The 15,984-nt window shown below is 73.9% G+C and carries 14 protein-coding genes; 6 read left to right on the plus strand and 8 right to left on the minus strand.

Translation table 11 applies throughout. The annotated features are described in order from the left end of the window. Nucleotides 1–10: 10 nt before the first annotated feature. The 3 genes from MVA48_RS01080 to MVA48_RS01090 all read left to right on the plus strand — a co-directional run bounded on the left by MVA48_RS01080 (nucleotide 11) and on the right by MVA48_RS01090 (nucleotide 2,292). Nucleotides 11–310, plus strand: coding sequence for a Dabb family protein (locus MVA48_RS01080; RefSeq protein WP_246984777.1), 300 nt, complete (start codon nucleotides 11–13; stop codon nucleotides 308–310). Between the two features lie 9 nt (nucleotides 311–319). After that, nucleotides 320–1,093, plus strand: a complete 774-nt coding sequence (locus tag MVA48_RS01085; protein WP_246984791.1) for a hypothetical protein — start codon at nucleotides 320–322, stop codon at nucleotides 1,091–1,093. A 116-nt stretch (nucleotides 1,094–1,209) separates the two neighbouring features. After that, nucleotides 1,210–2,292 carry a DUF4192 domain-containing protein gene (locus tag MVA48_RS01090; RefSeq protein WP_246984794.1) on the plus strand — a complete coding sequence of 361 codons (1,083 nt, stop codon included), beginning with the start codon at nucleotides 1,210–1,212 and terminating at the stop codon, nucleotides 2,290–2,292. Nucleotides 2,293–2,304: 12 nt separating this feature from the next. Here MVA48_RS01090 and MVA48_RS01095 read toward each other — a convergent pair whose 3' ends face one another. The 3 genes from MVA48_RS01095 to MVA48_RS01105 all read right to left on the minus strand — a co-directional run bounded on the left by MVA48_RS01095 (nucleotide 2,305) and on the right by MVA48_RS01105 (nucleotide 5,286). Further along, the gene (locus MVA48_RS01095; RefSeq protein WP_246984796.1) at nucleotides 2,305–2,973 is read right to left on the minus strand and encodes a S9 family peptidase; all 669 of its coding nucleotides are present in this window, start codon (nucleotides 2,971–2,973) and stop codon (nucleotides 2,305–2,307) included. After that, complete coding sequence (locus MVA48_RS01100; protein WP_246984798.1) at nucleotides 2,973–3,965, minus strand: TolB family protein; 993 nt, start codon at nucleotides 3,963–3,965, stop codon at nucleotides 2,973–2,975. The genes MVA48_RS01095 and MVA48_RS01100 overlap by 1 nt, the downstream gene beginning before the upstream one ends. 583 nt (nucleotides 3,966–4,548) lie before the next feature. Then, the gene (locus MVA48_RS01105) at nucleotides 4,549–5,286 is read right to left on the minus strand and encodes a metal-dependent transcriptional regulator (RefSeq protein WP_246984799.1); all 738 of its coding nucleotides are present in this window, start codon (nucleotides 5,284–5,286) and stop codon (nucleotides 4,549–4,551) included. A gap of 162 nt (nucleotides 5,287–5,448) precedes the next feature. Here MVA48_RS01105 and MVA48_RS01110 point away from each other — a divergent pair, with 162 nt between their 5' ends. Both MVA48_RS01110 and MVA48_RS01115 read left to right on the plus strand, forming a co-directional pair. Next, nucleotides 5,449–6,630, plus strand: a complete 1,182-nt coding sequence (locus MVA48_RS01110) for an acetoin utilization protein AcuC (RefSeq protein ID WP_246984801.1) — start codon at nucleotides 5,449–5,451, stop codon at nucleotides 6,628–6,630. A 111-nt stretch (nucleotides 6,631–6,741) separates the two neighbouring features. Further along, entirely contained in the window at nucleotides 6,742–9,351 is a 2,610-nt protein-coding gene (locus MVA48_RS01115) for a bifunctional acetate--CoA ligase family protein/GNAT family N-acetyltransferase (RefSeq protein ID WP_246984803.1), read from the plus strand. A gap of 91 nt (nucleotides 9,352–9,442) precedes the next feature. Here MVA48_RS01115 and sigB read toward each other — a convergent pair whose 3' ends face one another. Both sigB and dtd read right to left on the minus strand, forming a co-directional pair. Further along, on the minus strand, nucleotides 9,443–10,435 hold the full coding sequence (gene sigB / locus MVA48_RS01120) for an RNA polymerase sigma factor SigB (RefSeq protein WP_305852277.1): 993 nt from the start codon (nucleotides 10,433–10,435) through the stop codon (nucleotides 9,443–9,445). A 271-nt stretch (nucleotides 10,436–10,706) separates the two neighbouring features. Next, nucleotides 10,707–11,138, minus strand: a complete 432-nt coding sequence (gene dtd / locus MVA48_RS01125; RefSeq protein WP_246984805.1) for a D-aminoacyl-tRNA deacylase — start codon at nucleotides 11,136–11,138, stop codon at nucleotides 10,707–10,709. A gap of 80 nt (nucleotides 11,139–11,218) precedes the next feature. On the opposite strand from dtd, the gene MVA48_RS01130 reads away from it, so the two are divergent. Further along, the gene (locus MVA48_RS01130) at nucleotides 11,219–11,569 is read left to right on the plus strand and encodes an STAS domain-containing protein (RefSeq protein ID WP_246984806.1); all 351 of its coding nucleotides are present in this window, start codon (nucleotides 11,219–11,221) and stop codon (nucleotides 11,567–11,569) included. A 269-nt stretch (nucleotides 11,570–11,838) separates the two neighbouring features. On the opposite strand, the gene mgtE is transcribed toward MVA48_RS01130, so the two are convergent. From mgtE to MVA48_RS01145, 3 genes are all read right to left on the minus strand, one after another. After that, the gene (gene mgtE / locus MVA48_RS01135) at nucleotides 11,839–13,170 is read right to left on the minus strand and encodes a magnesium transporter (protein WP_246984808.1); all 1,332 of its coding nucleotides are present in this window, start codon (nucleotides 13,168–13,170) and stop codon (nucleotides 11,839–11,841) included. 69 nt (nucleotides 13,171–13,239) lie between these two features. Beyond that, nucleotides 13,240–14,169 carry an oxygenase MpaB family protein gene (locus tag MVA48_RS01140; RefSeq protein WP_246984810.1) on the minus strand — a complete coding sequence of 310 codons (930 nt, stop codon included), beginning with the start codon at nucleotides 14,167–14,169 and terminating at the stop codon, nucleotides 13,240–13,242. An 86-nt stretch (nucleotides 14,170–14,255) separates the two neighbouring features. After that, nucleotides 14,256–15,722, minus strand: coding sequence for an HNH endonuclease signature motif containing protein (locus tag MVA48_RS01145; protein WP_371821174.1), 1,467 nt, complete (start codon nucleotides 15,720–15,722; stop codon nucleotides 14,256–14,258). Between the last annotated feature and the right edge of the window lie 262 nt (nucleotides 15,723–15,984).

The raw sequence follows: 15,984 nt of genomic DNA on the forward strand, positions 1-15,984 counted from the left end.
CAGTGCTCGCATGCTGCGACACGTCGTGCTGTTCACGTGGTCCGCCGACGCCGATGCCGATCGGCGGGCCGCCACCGTCGAGGCCCTCCGCGGGCTGCCCGAGACCGTCGGGGGCATGACGTCGCTGACCGTCGCCGAGGACGTCGGCCTCGCCGACGGGAACGCGCACACGGTGCTGATCGCGGACTTCCCGGACGACGCCGCGTTCGCCCGCTACGCGCAGGACCCGGTGCACGTCCAGGTCGTCGCGGAACACGTCCGCCCGTGGCTGGCCGCCCGCAGCGCCGTCCAGTACCGGACGGACGGTTAGGTTCAGCAGATGCCTCCCGCCCTCCGCCGGTCCCTCCGGGTCGCCGTCCTGGTCCCGCTGATCGCGCTCGCCGCCTGCGGTGGGGACGACGGCGCCGCGGAGCCGGCCGCGACCTCGTCGGCTCCCGAGTCGTCGGAGGCCGGCTCGTCAGGGGCCGAGGAGACGTCGGCGCCGGAGCTGGCCTCGGGCCTCCTCCCGGCCGACGCCTTCGGTCCCGACGCCTCCGTCGTGGCCGTCACCGCGGAGCAGCTCCAGCAGAGCGCCGTCCTGGCCGAGGCCGACGCCGCGGGCGTCCAGGTCACGCCGAAGGACTGCTCGGCCGCGGTGGCCGGCGCCCAGCCGGACTTCAGCGACTTCGACGACGTCGCCGCCCAGGCCGCGACGGTGGGCACCGCCTCCGTGGTCGAGGTGCTGGTGCGCGGAGGGCCCGTGCAGGAGGTGTTCGACCAGTTGGCCGGTGCGGCCGAGCGCTGCCCGAGCGCCCAGGTCACCTCACCGCAGATCGGCCAGGCGCAGCTGACCTTCGAGAACCTGCCCGTCGCCGACCTGGGCGATGGCGCCGCGCTGCTGCGGAACGTCACCACGGTCGTCCTCCCCGACGGCACGCAGGCCACGGTGCCGACGTTGATCGCCGCGGCGCTCGACGGCGACCGGCTGGTCATGCTGATCAACGTCGACACGGGCGCCGCGGTCGCCGGCGGAACGCCCGCGCCCGCGGCCACCGACGAGTTCGGCGCACTGTTCGAGCAGGCCTTCGAGGTGCAGGCGGCCGCGCTGGACTGACCGGCGCTAGCAACCGCCACCGACGAACCGCCCTCCGCCGTCCACACCGCCTCCGCCGTCCACAGGTCCGCCGCCCGGCCCCCGCCGGGACCGCCGTGCCCGCAGAGTTCTGCGGCATGGACGCATCCGCTCGGCCCGTTCCCTCTCCGCGCGACCTCTTCTCGGTCCGCCTCTCGCGGACTGCCGAGATCGCCGCCGCACTGCCCCAGCTGCTCGGCTTCCGGCCCCGCGAGTCACTGGTGCTGGTGGCCCTGGCCGAGCCGGACGGAGGGCGGGTCGGGCTCACCGTGCGCGTGGACCTCCCGCCGGAGGACGACGCGCCGGCCGTCGCCCGCCTGCTGGCGGAGAAGGTCTGCACCGACGATCCGCGCGGCGTGGTGGTGGCGGTGGTCTCCGACGACCCGGACGACGTCAGCGGCGGCCCGGACCTCCCGCACCGGCGGCTGGTGTGGGAGGTGGTGACGGCTCTCGCCCGACACTCCGTGGTCGTGCCCGAGACGCTGCTGGTGCGGGCGGGCCGGTGGTGGTCCTACGACTGTCCGCGGCCGTGTTGCGAGCCGGGCGAGGGGACGCCGCTGCCGCACGGGGTGACGGCCCTGGAGGCGGCCGCGGTGGTCGACGGCACCGCTGTGGCCGGCAGCCGGGAGGAGCTGGCCGGCCGGCTCGGGTGGCCGCCCGGATCCGACCGGAGGGCGATGGCCCGCGTCAGCACGCGGATCGCGGGCGAGTGCGCGGCGGCCATCGCCGAGCACGGGTTCGACGCCTTCGCGGAGGCCTCGTGGAACGCGGTGACCGCGGCGCTCGCCCGGTGCCGCCCGCAGGCGGCCGCGCCCGTCCTCTCCGACGACGACGTCGCCCGCATCCTGTGGGGGCTGCGCGACGTCGCCGTCCGCGACCGCGCCCTGGAACTGGCCCTGGGCCCGGACGCCCCGGCCGCGGAGCTGCTCTGGACCGAGTGCACACGGCGTGGCCTCGCACCGCTGGACGCGGCACCGGCCACCCTGCTCGCCGTCAGCGCGTGGCTGCGGGGTGACGGCGCGATGGCCAACATCGCCCTCGCGCGGGCCCTCGACAGCCGTCCGGACTACGTCCTCGCCACGTTGCTGGCCGAGGGGCTTGCGCGGTGCCTGCCGCCCACCGAGCTGCGCACGATGATCCGGGCCTCGCTCGACGGCTGCGGTGTCGACCGTGTCCGCTGAGCTGCCGGCCGGTCAGACCAGCTCGGGCCGCTGCCATTCCTCTCCGAGCACGTGCTCGGCCAGGAAGGCCAGCACCGTCTCGTACCAGACGATCGAGTTGCCGGGCGTGAGCACCCAGTGGTTCTCGTCGGGGAAGTAGAGGAACTTCGACGGGACCCCGCGCTTCTGCAGGTCGTACCAGAGGCGCAGCCCCTCGCCGATCGGCACCCGGTAGTCCTTGTCCCCGTGGATGACGAGCATCGGCGTCCGGATGGCGTCGGCGAAGCGGTGCGGCGAGTTCTGCTCGTACCGCTTCGGCTCGTGCAGCGGGTCGCCCCACTCCTTCTCCCAGAAGTAGCCCGCGTCCGTCGTCCCCGTGAACGCGTCGAGGTCCCACAGGCTGGCGTGGGTGACGATCGCCTTGAAGCGCGCGGTCTGGGTGGCGATCCAGTTGGCCATGTAGCCGCCGAAGGAGCCGCCCATCGCCGCGGTGCGCGTCTGGTCGATCTCCGGCAACTGCTCGGCGGCGTCGACGGCGGCCATCAGGTCGGTGTAGGGCGCGCCACCCCACTCGCCCCAGCCGCGCCGCACGAAGTCCAGCCCGAACCCCTGGGAGAGCGCGGGGTTGGGCAGCAGGACGGCGTAGCCGCGCGCGGCCAGCACCCAGGGGCACCAGCGCCAGGACCAGGAGTTCCAGCTCATCAGCGGCCCCCGTGCACCCAAAGCACCAGCGGCACGGGAGTGTCGGCGGAGGCTCCCTCGGGCAGCACCAGCCAGGACTGGACCTCCGCCCCGTCGGAGGCGGTGGCGCGCAGTTCCCGCAGCGTTCCGGGCAGCGGGCCCAGCGTGCCGGGGCTCGGCAGCACGGGCGGGTCCTGGAGTTCGGCGGTCGGGTCCAGACGCACGGGCACCGACGGGGTGTCGTAGCCCGAGCGCAGGGCGTAGAGGGCGCTGCCGTCCCGCGCCACCTGCAGCTCGCTGTAGGCGCCGTCCGCGGTCAGCCGGACCGGCGCGCCGCCCGAGACGGGCACCCGGAAGATCGCGTGCCGGCCGTCGTCGTCGGCCAGGAAGTAGACCGCCGAGCCGTCGGCGCTGAACTGCGGGGCGCTGGGCCACCGGTCGAAGCCCGCGGTCAGCTCCCGTGCCGCGCCACCGGCCACGTCGACCAGCAGGAGCGTGTAGTCCGGCGGGTCGGTGTAGGTGGGCAGCGACTCCCGGACGCACACGACGGTCCCCCCGTCGGGGGAGAACCGGGCGGCGTACACGTCGGCGAGCGGGTCGTCGACGAGGGGCCGGGTCTCCCCGCTGGCGGTCTCGGTCAGCACGATCCGCGACCGGCGTCCGGCGGGTCCGTCGGGTACCTCCTCGACGCGGACCAGCAGCCGGCCGTCGGGGGAGAGCCGGAACTCCTCGCCCGACCCGCTCGGCGGTCCGGCATCCGGGGTCAGGTCGCGCAGGCCGACCGGCTCGCCGCCCAGCGGGGACTCCTCCGCGGGGAGCTGGCCGGCCCAGAACACGTGCGGCACGGCGGGGCCGAGGTCGTGGTCCCAGTACCGGACGGGGTAGGCCTCGTGCAGGATCGCCGACACCCCGGCGTCGTTGCGCTTCTTGCGTCGTTCCTCGTCCGCCTCGGGATCCGACCCGCCGCGCATCGTGGACGAGCCGACGGCCACGTCCCCCGATCCGCTGGCCACGGCGAAGGAGCTGATGCCGCCCGGCGGCTCAGCACCGGACGCGCCTCACCGCCGCCGGGCGGCAGGCTCCACAGCGCCGGCTTCGGGTCGCCGTCGTCCTTCGATCCGGGGTCGGGCCGGGCGGAGGTGAACAGCAGGGACCCGTCGGGCGCCCACGCCGGGGAGGACTCGCCGGGTGCGCTGCGGGTCAGTCGCCGGGCCGGGCGCCGCCCCTCCGGATCGACCTCCCAGAGCGCCGACTGCCACTTCTTCTTCTCGGGGTCGAGCGTCACGACCGAGACGGCCAGCCGCGCGCCGTCGGCGGACAGTGCCAGCGCGCCGATACGCGGGATCGCCACGTACTCGGCGAGGGAGGAGAAGGGGCTGGAGGCGGCGCCGTCGCTGGACGCGCCGGGAGCGGAGGCGGGCTGGCTCACCGATGGCTTCTCTCAAGCTCGCAGGAGGGAGGGAGTCGCGGGCCACACTAGTGACCTCCGCCGGGTCGCCCACCACCAATCTCCGCCCGACGACCGCCCGCCGCCCGTCGGTCAGCGGGTCATCGGCCGGGACGCGCAGCACCTCGACCCGGGCTCCGGCCAGGAGGTCACGCCTGGACGGCGTCGGCGGCCGCCTCGAGCGGCGTCAGGTCCTCGTCGGCGGCGGTGACGAAGACGTGGGCGGCGACGCCGGCGGGCAGCGGCCGGCCGTCGAGGCTCACGGTGCCCTCGACCAGGCGCGCCTCCATCGTGGCGCCCGGCCGCACGCCGTGGTCGGCGAGCCGGCGCAGCAGCTCGGCGTTCTCCTGCAGCTGCTCGCTGATCCGGCGGATGGTCACCGTCCGGCCCTCCGCGGTCGCGGTGGTGCTCAGCAGGGTGAGCGAGTCGAGCACGACCGACGTCTCCCCACCGAGCGCCTCGTCGCCGCCGCGCAGCGCGTCCAGGCCGGGGATGGGGTTGCCGAAGGGGGAGACCGAGGGGTTGCCGAGCAGCGTCAGCAGCTTGCGCTCGACCGCCTCGCTCATCACGTGTTCCCAGCGGCACGCCTCCTCGTGCACGTCGGCGTAGTCCAGCCCGATGACGTCCACCAGCAGGCACTCGGCCAGCCGGTGCTTGCGCATGACCGCGGTCGCCAGCTGGCGCCCCTCCGCGGACAGCTGCAGGTGCCGGTCGCCCTCGACGGTCAGCAGGCCGTCGCGCTCCATGCGCGCCACCGTCTGGCTCACGGTGGGACCGCTCTGGTGCAGCCGTTCCGCGATGCGTGCCCGCAGCGGGACGATCCCCTCTTCCTCCAGCTCGAAGATCGTCCGGAGGTACATCTCGGTGGTGTCGATGAGGTCGTTCACAGGTATCCCTCCGTGTCTGCGCCGAGTCTACGGGGAGGCCCTGGTGACCTGGTCAGCCGGACGGGTGGTCTCCGGAACCGGCCTCGGAACGGCAGCAGGTAGCGTCCGAGGGGTGTCCGGGCGCGTGCTCCGGCCCGGTTCCACGACAGGCGAGGAGGCCCCGTGAGCGACTCGATCGCGGTCGTCTGGGACGACTCCCTGCTCGGCTACACCATGGGCGGGGACCACCCGCTCCACCCGGTCCGGCTCGATCTCACGATGCGGCTGGCCGACAGCCTGGGGGTGCTGACCACCGACCGGCTGGACGTGGTCCGGCCGACGCCGGCGGACGCCGACCTGCTGACCCTGGTGCACGACCCGGCGTACCTCGAGGCGGTGAAGCGGGCGCCCGGCGACCCGTCGGTGGGGCACGGGCTCGGCACGGCCGACAATCCGGTCTTCGAAGGCATGTACGACGCCGCCGCGCTGATCACCGGCGGCAGCGTCCTCGCCGCCCAGCGGGTCCACGCGGGTACCGCCCAGCACGCGGTGAACATCTCCGGCGGACTGCACCACGCCATGCGCGACGCCGCGTCCGGCTTCTGCGTCTTCAACGACGCCGCGGTCGCCATCGCCTGGCTCCTCGGCCAGGGCTACGAGCGGATCGCCTACGTCGACCTCGACGTGCACCACGGCGACGGCGTCCAGGCGGCGTTCTACACCGACCCGCGGGTGCTGACGGTGAGCATCCACCAGACGCCCCTGACGCTCTTCCCCGGCACCGGCTTCCCCGAGGAGACGGGCGACCCGGACACGGCTCTCGGCAGCGCGGTCAACCTGGCGCTGCCCAACGGCACCGACGACTCCGCGTGGCTGCGCGCGTTCACCGCCGTCGTCCCGAGCGTGCTCCGGGCCTTCCAGCCGCAGATCCTGGTGACCCAGTGCGGGTGCGATGCCCACCACGAGGACCCGCTCGCCGATCTCGGGCTCACCGTCGACGGGCAGCGCGCCAGCTACCGGGCGATGCACGAGCTGGCCCACGAGCTGTGCGACGGGCGCTGGGTGGTGCTGGGCGGCGGCGGCTACGGGCTGGTGCGGTGCGTGCCCCGTGCCTGGACCCACCTGATCGCCGAGGTGAGCGGCGACCCGGTCGACCCGCAGACCGAGATCCCCGAGTCCTGGCGCGACGACGTCGTCCGCCGGGGACTGCGCGCCCGGCCGCCCACGCACATGACCGAGGGCGGCTACACCGGCTTCTCCCGGTGGGATCCCTTCACCGAGTCCCGCGTCGACCGGGCCGTCATGCGGACCCGCCGCGCGTCCTTCCCCTACTTCGGCCTCGACCCGGACGACCCTCGTGACTGATAAAGGACCCCTCTTCCCCCACCGCTCGCAAGCTCGCAGCGGGCCCCTGAAGAGGGGCCTCAGCCGCCGCCGCACTGGGAGGCCGACATCGTCGCCGCCGACGGCGGCACCGTGCACCTGCGGCCGATCTGTCCCGAGGACGCCGACGGCATCAACGGGCTGATGGAGCGCAGCAGCGACCAGACGCGCTACTACCGCTTCTTCGGCCCGATGAAGAAGCTCTCCGACAAGGACCTGCACCGGTTCACCCACGTCGACCACGTCGACCGGGTGGCGTTCGTCGTGCTGCTGGGCGACCAGATCATCGGGGTCGGCCGGTTCGACCGCTATCCCGGCACCGACGACGCGGAGATCGCGTTCCTCGTCGAGGACGCGCACCAGGGGAGGGGGCTGGGGTCGGTCCTGCTCGAGCACCTGGCGGCCGCCGGCCGCGAGCGGGGGATCAAGAACTTCGTCGCCGAGGTGCTGGCGCAGAACAGCCGGATGGTCCGGGTCTTCCAGGACGCCGGCTACAAGTCGGAGCGGTCGTTCGAGGACGGCGTCGTCCACCTCAGCTTCCCGATCGAGCAGACCGAGGACGCCCTCGCCGTCGCCTACGAGCGCGAGCAGCGCAGCGAGTCGCGCTCCATCGCCCGGCTGCTCACCCCCTCGTCGGTCGCCGTGGTCGGCGCCAGCAACGACGAGGGCAAGATCGGCAACGCGCTGCTCCGCCACCTGTTGGACTACGGCTTCTCCGGCCCGGTCTACCCGGTCAACCCGGGCGCCCGGCACGTCCGGGGCGTGCCTGCCTACGCCGACATCGAGTCCATACCGGACGACGTGGATCTCGCCGTGCTCGCCGTGCCGGCCGATGAGGTGGCCGGCGTCGTCGAGGCGTGCCGGCGCAAGCGGGTCCGCGGTCTGGTGGTGGTCTCGGGAGGGTTCGGTGAGACCGGGCCCGAGGGCCGGACCGCCGAGCGGGAGCTGGTGGCCGCGGCCCGTGCCTCCGGCATGCGGGTCGTCGGCCCGAACTGCCTCGGCATGGTGAACACCGACCCCGATGTCCGGCTCAACGCCAGCCTGGCGCCGATGATCCCCGGCCGCGGCAGGGTGGGCTTCTTCGCCCAGTCCGGAGCGCTGGGCGTGGCGCTGCTGGAGAACGCGCGCAGCCGCAACCTGGGCCTGTCCTCGTTCGTCTCCGCCGGGAACCGCGCCGACGTCAGCGGCAACGACCTGCTGCAGTACTGGGCCACCGACCCGGCGACCGAGGTGGTGCTGCTGCACCTGGAGAGCTTCGGCAACCCGCGGAAGTTCGCCCGCCTGGCGCGCACCGTGGGGCGCACCAAGCCGGTGGTCGCGGTGAAGAGCGGCCGGCACGTCAGCGTCATCCCCGGGCTGGCCGGCACGTCGGTCGCGGTCCCCGAGCAGTCGGTCGCGGCGCTGTTCGCCTCGGCCGGTGTCATCCGCGTCGAGACGGTGGCGCAGATGTTCGACGTGGGCGGCCTGCTCGCCCACCAGCCCCTCCCGGCCGGCAAACGCGTCGCGGTGGTCGGCAACTCCACCGCGATCGGCGTCCTGGTCGCCGACGCGGTGCTCGAAGAGGGCCTGGAGCTCGCCCACGAGGCGCCCGTCGACATCGGCGTGAGCGGCGGTCCGGAGGAGTTCCGCGCCGCGCTGCAGGCCGCCGTCGACGACGACCGGGTGGACGCCGTCGTCGCGGTGTTCCTGCCGCCGCTCCGGAGCGGCTCCGCCGAGTACGGCCCGGCGTTGCGCGACGTCTCGGTGCGGTCACCCAAGCCGATCGTGGCCAGCTTCCTGTCCAGCGAGGGCGTCCCGGAGGCGCTCGCCGTCCCGGACGAGGAGGGCATGCCGGCCCGGGGTTCGGTCCCCTCGTACTCCACGCCCGAGCGGGCGGTGATCGCGCTGGCCAAGGTCGCCGAGTACGCCCGCTGGCGCCGCCGGCCGGTCGGTGAGGTCCCCGAGCTCCCCGGCGTCGACGAGGCGGCCGGCCGGCAGCTGGTCCGGGCGGTCCTCGCCGACAGCCCCGGTGGCCGGGAGCTCACCGACGAGGAGCTGATCACCCTGCTGGCCGCCTACGGGGTGCCGCTGCTGGGCACCCGCACCGTCAGCGACGCCGAAGCGGCCGTCGCGGCGGCCACCGAGATCGGTTACCCGGTCGTGCTCAAGTCCACCGCCCCGTGGCTGCGGCACCGGTCGGACCTGGGCGGCGTCCGGCTGGACCTGGTGGACGCCGACGCGGTGCGGGCGGCGTTCGCCGCGATCCCGTCGGCCGACCCGGTGATCGTGCAGGAGATGGCGGCGCCCGGCGTAGCCACGGTCGTGGAGATCGTCGACGACCCGTCGTTCGGCGCCCTGGTGAGCTTCGGGCTCGGCGGGGTGGCGACCGACCTGCTCGGCGACCGCGCCTACCGCACGCTGCCGCTGACCGACCTCGACGCCGCCGAGCTCGTCCGCGCTCCGCGAGCCTTCCCTCTGCTCGACGGCTACCGGGGGTCGGAGCCGGTCGACGTCCCGGCGCTGGAGGACCTGCTGCTGCGCGTCGCCCGGCTGGCCGACGACCTGCCCGAGGTGCTGCAACTGCGGCTGGAGCCGGTCATCGTGGGGCCGGCCAACGCCTGGCACGGAGGTCGCTCGCTGGTCGTGGCGGGCGGAACCGGATCCGTCGGCCGCCCCACCGCCCGCGTCGACCCGGGCCCCCGTCGGATGCGTTCTCCCGTCTGACCGCCGTCCCCCCTCACGAAAACGGGTCCTCCCTCGCCGTGGACGGTGAGGGAGGACCCGCGATGATCAGGGAACCTGATCGTCGCTGCGCCTACGCCAGGTAGTCGCGCAGGGCGTCGGCCCGCTCCGGGTCGCGGAGCTTGGCCATCGTCTCCCGCTCGATCTGCCGGACCCGCTCCCGGGACAGGCCGAACTGCTTGCCGATCTGCTCGAGCGTGCGGGGCTGCGACCCGTCGAGACCGAAGCGGAGCACGACCACGTCGCGCTCGCGGTCCTCGAGGGTGTTGAGCACGTTCCGGACGTCTCCCTTCATCATCTGGAAGGCGACGGCGTCCTCGGCCACCGCGGCGTCGGCGTCCTCGATGAAGTCGCCGAGGCGGGACTCCTCGTCGGCGCCGACGGTCTGGTCGAGCGAGACCAGGTCGCGGCTGTACTCCAGCAGCTCGGTGATGCGCTCCTCGGGCATGTCCAGCTCGAGGCCGAGCTCCTCGGCGGTGGGCTCCCGCTCGAGCTCCTGGTGCATGCGACGACGGGTGCGCACCACCTTGTTGACCTGCTCGGCCAGGTGGACGGGCAGCCGGATGGTGCGTCCGGAGTCGGCCATGGCGCGGGTGATGGCCTGCCGGATCCACCAGGTGGCGTAGGTGGAGAACTTGAAGCCCTTGGTGTAGTCGAACTTCTCGACGGCCCGGATCAGGCCGACGTTGCCCTCCTGGATCAGGTCGAGGAACGTCATGCCGTGGCCGGTGTAGCGCTTGGCCACCGACACGACCAGGCGCAGGTTCGCCTCGAGCAGGTGGGCCTTGGCGGCCTTGCCGTCGACGGCGAGGGTCTTGTAGTCGCGCTGACGGGCGGGCGAGAGCCCCTGCTTCTCGGCCAGCAGGCGCTCCGCGTAGAGGCCGGCCTCGATCCGCTTGGCCAGCTCGACCTCCTGCTCGGCGGTCAGCAGCGCGGTCTTGCCGATGGTGTTGAGGTACACGCGTACGAGGTCGGTCGACACCAGGCCGGTGGTGTCGGGGTCGCGCCGCGTCGAGCGCGAGCGCACCTCGAGTGCGTCCTGAGGGGAAGCCTGCAGCAGCGTCACGATGTGTCTTCGTCCTTGCCTTCGATTCGGATGCATCCGTCCCGTCCCCGATGACGGCGCCGACGCATCCAGGCGTCGAGTGCGGGGCTCCGGGGTCTCCGGACCGGCCGCTCGCTCTTCTGTCCGATGTGGTACGCCCTGTCCAACGGCGAGGACGGGGGCGCTGTTCCGCGAACGCCCGGTTCACAGCAAACGGACAGGGAGTGTCTTCCGTCACCCGCAATACCCACTGGGGGCGGTTCGTCACCCACGAATTCCGCAGCTGTGATTCTCAGACCTCGAGGAGCAGCGTCATCGGTCCCTCGTTCACCGACGAGACCCGCATGCGGGCGCCGAAGGCGCCGGTCGCCACGGTGCACCCTCGTCGTCGGAGCTCGGCGACCACCGCGTCCACCAGGGGCTCGGCCAGCTCACCGGGGGCGGCGTCCTGCCACGAGGGACGGCGCCCCTTCCGCGTGTCGGCGTAGAGGGTGAACTGGCTGACCACCAGCACCGGCAGGCCGAGGTCCGCGGCCGAGCGGGCGCCGTCGTCGGTGGGGAAGATCCGCAGCTCGTGGATCTTGGCCGCCATCCGGTGCGCCCGGGCCACGTCGTCGTCCCGGCCGACTCCGACCAGTGACAGCAGGCCGTGGCCGATCTCCCCGACCACGGCGTCATCGACGGTTACAGCGGCTGTACTGACCCGGCTCACCACGGCGCGCACCTGCACATCCTCCCGGCTCGTCGTGGGCGTACCGTCCCCGGTACGGGGTCCCGGTCGGCGCAGCTGGCGAGGAGGCGGAGATGGACTCCGATCCAGGTCGGTCGTGGCCCCCCGCCGGATCCGTCACGATCGAGCACGAGGAGGGCGGCCGGCGGGTGCTCTGCCTGCGCGGCGACGTGGACACCGCGGTCGCCACCCGCTTCCGGAGACTGCAGGGACGCAGCCCAGCCGTCGTCGACACCATCGACGCCGGTGACGTCACGTTCATCAGCTCGTCGGGGCTCGCGCTCATGCTGCTCAGCGGGGAGGCGTCCGAGGCGGCCGGACGGCGGCCGACGCTGCGGGCGGCGTCGCACCCCGTGGAGCGGGCGCTGCAGCTCGCCGGGATGGACGACTTCTTCCGGCGCGAGCCGTCGGCCGGGACGGCGTGAGGAGGCCGGTCACCCCGGCCGACGCTCGAGCAGCGTCCCGAGCCGGCTCACCGCCGCGATCTCGGCGACGTGGAGACCCCGCAGGTGCTCGCTCATGCCGGCGAGGACCGAGGTGACGCGGTCGTCGTCAGGCGGTGCCGGCCCGCGTGGAGGGCCGGTCTGGGTGGGCGGAAGGCTCGCCTCCGCCCGGCCCGGAGGCCGGCAGGGCCCGGAGGAACAGCCCGTCGGAACAGCGGCGGAGACGGCGGGCCCGCTCCCGCGAGGAGAGCTCAGAGCCCGAGGACCGCGCGCGCGATGAGGAAGTACACGACGAGGCCGGTCGCGTCGACGAACGTGGTGATGAACGGAGCACTGACCACGGCGGGGTCGACGCCGATCCTGCGGGCCAGCAGCGGGGTCAGGGCACCCGCCGTCGTGGCGAGCGCGCACACCACGACCAGTGCCAGGCACAGGACGGTGGCGATCTCGGCGCCGACCAGCCAGGCGGCGGGACCGAACCCGACGGCGGCCAGCAGGGCCCCGAGCATGGCGCCCGTGACCAGCTCTCGGCCCACCACCCGGGGAAGGTCCCGGAAGCGGACGTCCCCGACCGCCATCGCGCGGATCACCGTCGTGACCGCCTGGGCGCCGGTGTTGCCGCCGGTGCCGATCAGCAGCGGGACGAACAGCGCCAGCGCGACCACCTCCGCCAGCACGTCCTCGAAGTAGTCGAGCACGTTGACGGTGAGGGTCGCACCGATGATGAGCACGAGCAGCCACACCACGCGGCTGCGGACGACGGCGAACAGGCTGGAGGCGAGATAGGGCCGGTCCAGGGGTTCGGCGCCACCCGCGCGCGCGATGTCCTCCGTCTCCTCGCGCTCGAGCACCCGCATGGCGTCGTCCACGGTGAACAGGCCGACCAGCCGGTTCTCCGCGTCCACCACGGGCACGGCGACGAGACCGTGCTCACGCACGACGCGCGCAGCGACCTCCTGGTCGTCGGACGTGCGGACGACGACGGCTTCGTTCATCACGTCCTGCAGTGGGGCGTCGTCGTCGCTGACGAGGAGCCGGCGCAGGGACACGACGCCCAGGACGCAGCGACCCGGTCCCGTCACCGGCAGCGTGTAGATCGTCTCGGCATCCGGCTCGCCCGCCCGGACCAGCTCGAGGGCCCGTCCGACGGAGACGTCGACCGGCAGGTCGACCACCTCGGGGGTCATGCGCCGCCCCGCCGAATCCGGTGGGTAGCCCAGCAGTGCGGTGGTCATCTCCCGCTCGCGCGCGCTCAGGCCGGACAGCAGCCGGGCGGCGACGGAGGCGGGCAGCTCGTCGAGCAGCTCGGCCCGGTCGTCGGGGTCCAGCCCGGTGATCAGGTCGCTGGTCGCCTCGGCGCGCAGCCCGCGCAGCAGCTCGCCCTGCAGCGCGGGCTCGAGGTCCTCGAAGACGGCGAGCGACCTGTCCTTGGGCAGCGCGCGGAACACCAGCGCGCGGGTGGCGGGGTCGGCCCGACCGAGCTCGTCGACGACCGCCGGCACGTCGAGGTCGCCCAGCGCGTCCTGCAGCCGGCGCAGGTCCCCACTGCGCGCGAGCTGGCTCAGGTCGGTGGGGGCGGGCACCCGCCCTGTCTACCGCAGGGGGACGGCGGCCCGATCCGGGGGAGGAGCTTGCTCGCCGCCCGCCCCGGCTCAGGCGGCCCAGGCCGGCGGCGGGCCCACGCCGAGCCGCCATCGGGCGGCCTGCTCCCAGGGGCTCGTCCCACCCAGCGCCAGGTTCATCGCCCGCAGCTGCAGCCGGCTCACCGCGAGCCGGCCGCGCTCGGGCAGCCCGCGTCCGGCCCGGCCCGGCACGCCTGCCAGCGGGGCGATCGTGGGGGAGACGAGGAGCGCGGCCCCGCCGGACAGGCCCGAGTACACGACCTGCTCCGCGGCGCTGAGCCCCGGCGGGGCGGAGAGGAAGGACAGCAGGTCCGCCGGCACCGGTTCGAGGACGCGGGCGTACTCCGCCAGTGCCTCGGCCAGTTCGGACTCCGTGGTGGGCAGGTCGGCCGCCCCGAGCGCCTGCGCGCTGCGGGCCCACTCCCCGACGTAGGCATCGGGCCACCGGGGACCGAAGCGGCTCATGTCCCGGCCGACGGCGGCCTGGGCGGCCAGGAACGCGTCGGTGAAGGCCAGGTGGACCCAGCGCAGCAGTTCCGGGTCACCGGCGGAGTAGGGACGCCCGTCGTCCGTGGTGCCGCGGACCCGGCGGTGCATGCCGCGGACCCGGGCGGCCTCGCGTTCGGCCAGCTCGGCGGACCCGAACGTGCTCACCACCAGCCACCGCGCGGTGCCGGCCAGGCGCTTCCACGGGTCCTCGCGGTAGGCCGAGTGGCGTTGGACACCGGCCAGCGCCAGCGGATGCGCGCCCTGCCCGAGGAGTGCGGCCACCCCGCCGATCAGCGTCGACAGGTCTCCGTGCACCCGCCAGACGACGCCGTCGGGCTCGAACCACCCAGGTCCCGTGCCGACTCGAGCGATGTCCCGCACCCAGTCCGGGGCACCGCTGGGATCTCCGGAGACGCGCGCGCGGAACGCCGTCCGTATGCGGTCGGGCAGGCCGGTCAGCGGGTGCACCACGTCCCCATGGTCGACGGCGAGCGGCGATCCGGCAGATCGTGGCTCCGGGCCGCGGCGGAGTCGTCGTGCGGCAGCGTCTCGTCGAGCTAGAACGGTGGGGGGTCGTGGTCCGGTTCTCCCGGTGGCGGCTCCGGCGGAGGCTTCCGCAGGCCCGGTGGTCTGCTCGTCCGGGTGACCCCCGAGGGGGTTGTGACGTGCAGGGTCCCGTCGGGGTCCATGACGAAGCGCCAGCCTCGGGCGAAGGTCTTCAGCCGGTGATCCGAGCGGCACAAGCAGCAGAGGTTGGTGCACGCCGTCTCACCCGCGCAGGAGTGCGGGACGACGTGATCGAGGTCGGCCCAGCCCACCCGCTGCCCGCAGTTGGGCATCCGGCAGGTGCGGTCCCGCGTCCTGACGAACGTCTCCTGCCGTCTGGAGGGCGCATAGCGATCGGTGCTCCCAGGAACGCCGAGCACCGGGCAGCCGCAGTCTCCGGTGTCATGCTCCGCGCAGCCCCGCGTGGCCGCCCGCAGCAGCTCGGCCACCGTGGTGGTGGCCAGCAGCCTGCCGTCGGTATCGGTGATCGCGAACGTCAAGCTGCCGTCCTGCGGTGTCTGCAGGCCGAGGGCGCCGATGCGGGCGAGCAGGTCACGCGTGTGTGCCGCGGTGATCGCCAGCCCGTTCACCGACCCCGCGCGGGTTCCCGCGCCCTCGAGGGAGCCGAGGACGGCGGTGACCGTCAGATGGGCGGCGACACCGTGCTGGTCGGGGCCTCCGGGACGGCGGAGCAGCAGGGAGAACAGCTCGGTGCGGATCCGGGCGATCGGCCGCGCGTCACCGTCGGCCTTGGCCATCCTCGCGAGCTGGTCGATCTGCGCGTACGCCTCGGCCGCCTCGTCGGCCGGCAGTTCCGCGCCCAGGGTGGCCATGCCGTCCTGGCCCGGCTGCAGGAAGACGTCGGCGGAGTGCCTAGCCTCCTCTCGGCGCGCGTCGGCGGCCGCGGCGTCCAGTTCCAGCAGGAGCTCCAGCGCCCGGGCGCGCAGCTTGGACACGGAGAGCTCCAGGGCCTCCGGCAGCAGCCGGACCTCGACCGCCCGCGCCAGCTCGGGGCTCGTGTGACCGAGCGCGTCGGCCAGCGCCGCCGCCCGCGCCACGTCGAGCTCCCCTCGGGCCAGGGCGCCCTCGGTGTCGGGCAGCTTGTCGCGCCACACCTGCGCCCGGTGGTGCAGGTGGTTGGCCGTGCCGCGGCCGCGGTTGAGCACCAGTGCCAGCTCTCCGGCGAAGAACTCGCTGACGCCGACCGCGTCGTCCGCGGCCGACCAGCGGTCACCACGCGCCCCCGGCCTACCGGCCGGCGGGTCGTGCTCGGCGGAGGTCAGCTCGGCCAGCCGGAGGATGAGTTCGGCCTCGTAGGCGGCGGCCATCGCCTGCCTGCTCTGGTGCCGCCGCAGCTCTGCGGCCACCTGCTCCTTCGACAGCACGGAGACCGGCAGCCGCGAGGTGCTGACCGGCTGGTCCATCGACCAGTCGATCAGCACGTCCTCGACGAGGGAGGAACCGGAGATCCGGGGCACACCGACACGGTAGGGCGGGGGTACGACAGAAAAGCCTGAGGCGAACGGCCGGGGGCACGAGCGGCACCGGGCGTCGGATCATGCGGCCGGTCGTTGGGGCAGGATGCCCGCGTGCCGACCCTCCGCATCGCCCAGGACGCCGCGTCGACGACCTGCTCGGCCGTGACCCGCTCGCGCTGCTGACCGGGACGCTGCTCGGCCGGCGCTGGCGTCGAGGGAGCTGACAGCTCCTGCAGGCAGCCTCTCGACGCCGCCGCGACGA

The organism is Blastococcus sp. PRF04-17 (assembly GCF_023016265.1).
Lineage (GTDB): Bacteria > Actinomycetota > Actinomycetes > Mycobacteriales > Geodermatophilaceae > Blastococcus_B.

Bases quoted from the DNA above. Each gene is read 5' to 3' on its own strand.
- MVA48_RS01095 (WP_246984796.1), bottom strand. From the start codon at position 2,973: ATGAGCTGGAACTCCTGGTCCTGGCGCTGGTGCCCCTGGGTGCTGGCC.
- MVA48_RS01090 (WP_246984794.1), top strand. From the start codon at position 1,210: ATGGACGCATCCGCTCGGCCCGTTCCCTCTCCGCGCGACCTCTTCTCG.
- MVA48_RS01080 (WP_246984777.1), top strand. From the start codon at position 11: ATGCTGCGACACGTCGTGCTGTTCACGTGGTCCGCCGACGCCGATGCC.
- MVA48_RS01085 (WP_246984791.1), top strand. From the start codon at position 320: ATGCCTCCCGCCCTCCGCCGGTCCCTCCGGGTCGCCGTCCTGGTCCCG.
- MVA48_RS01130 (WP_246984806.1), top strand. From the start codon at position 11,219: ATGGACTCCGATCCAGGTCGGTCGTGGCCCCCCGCCGGATCCGTCACG.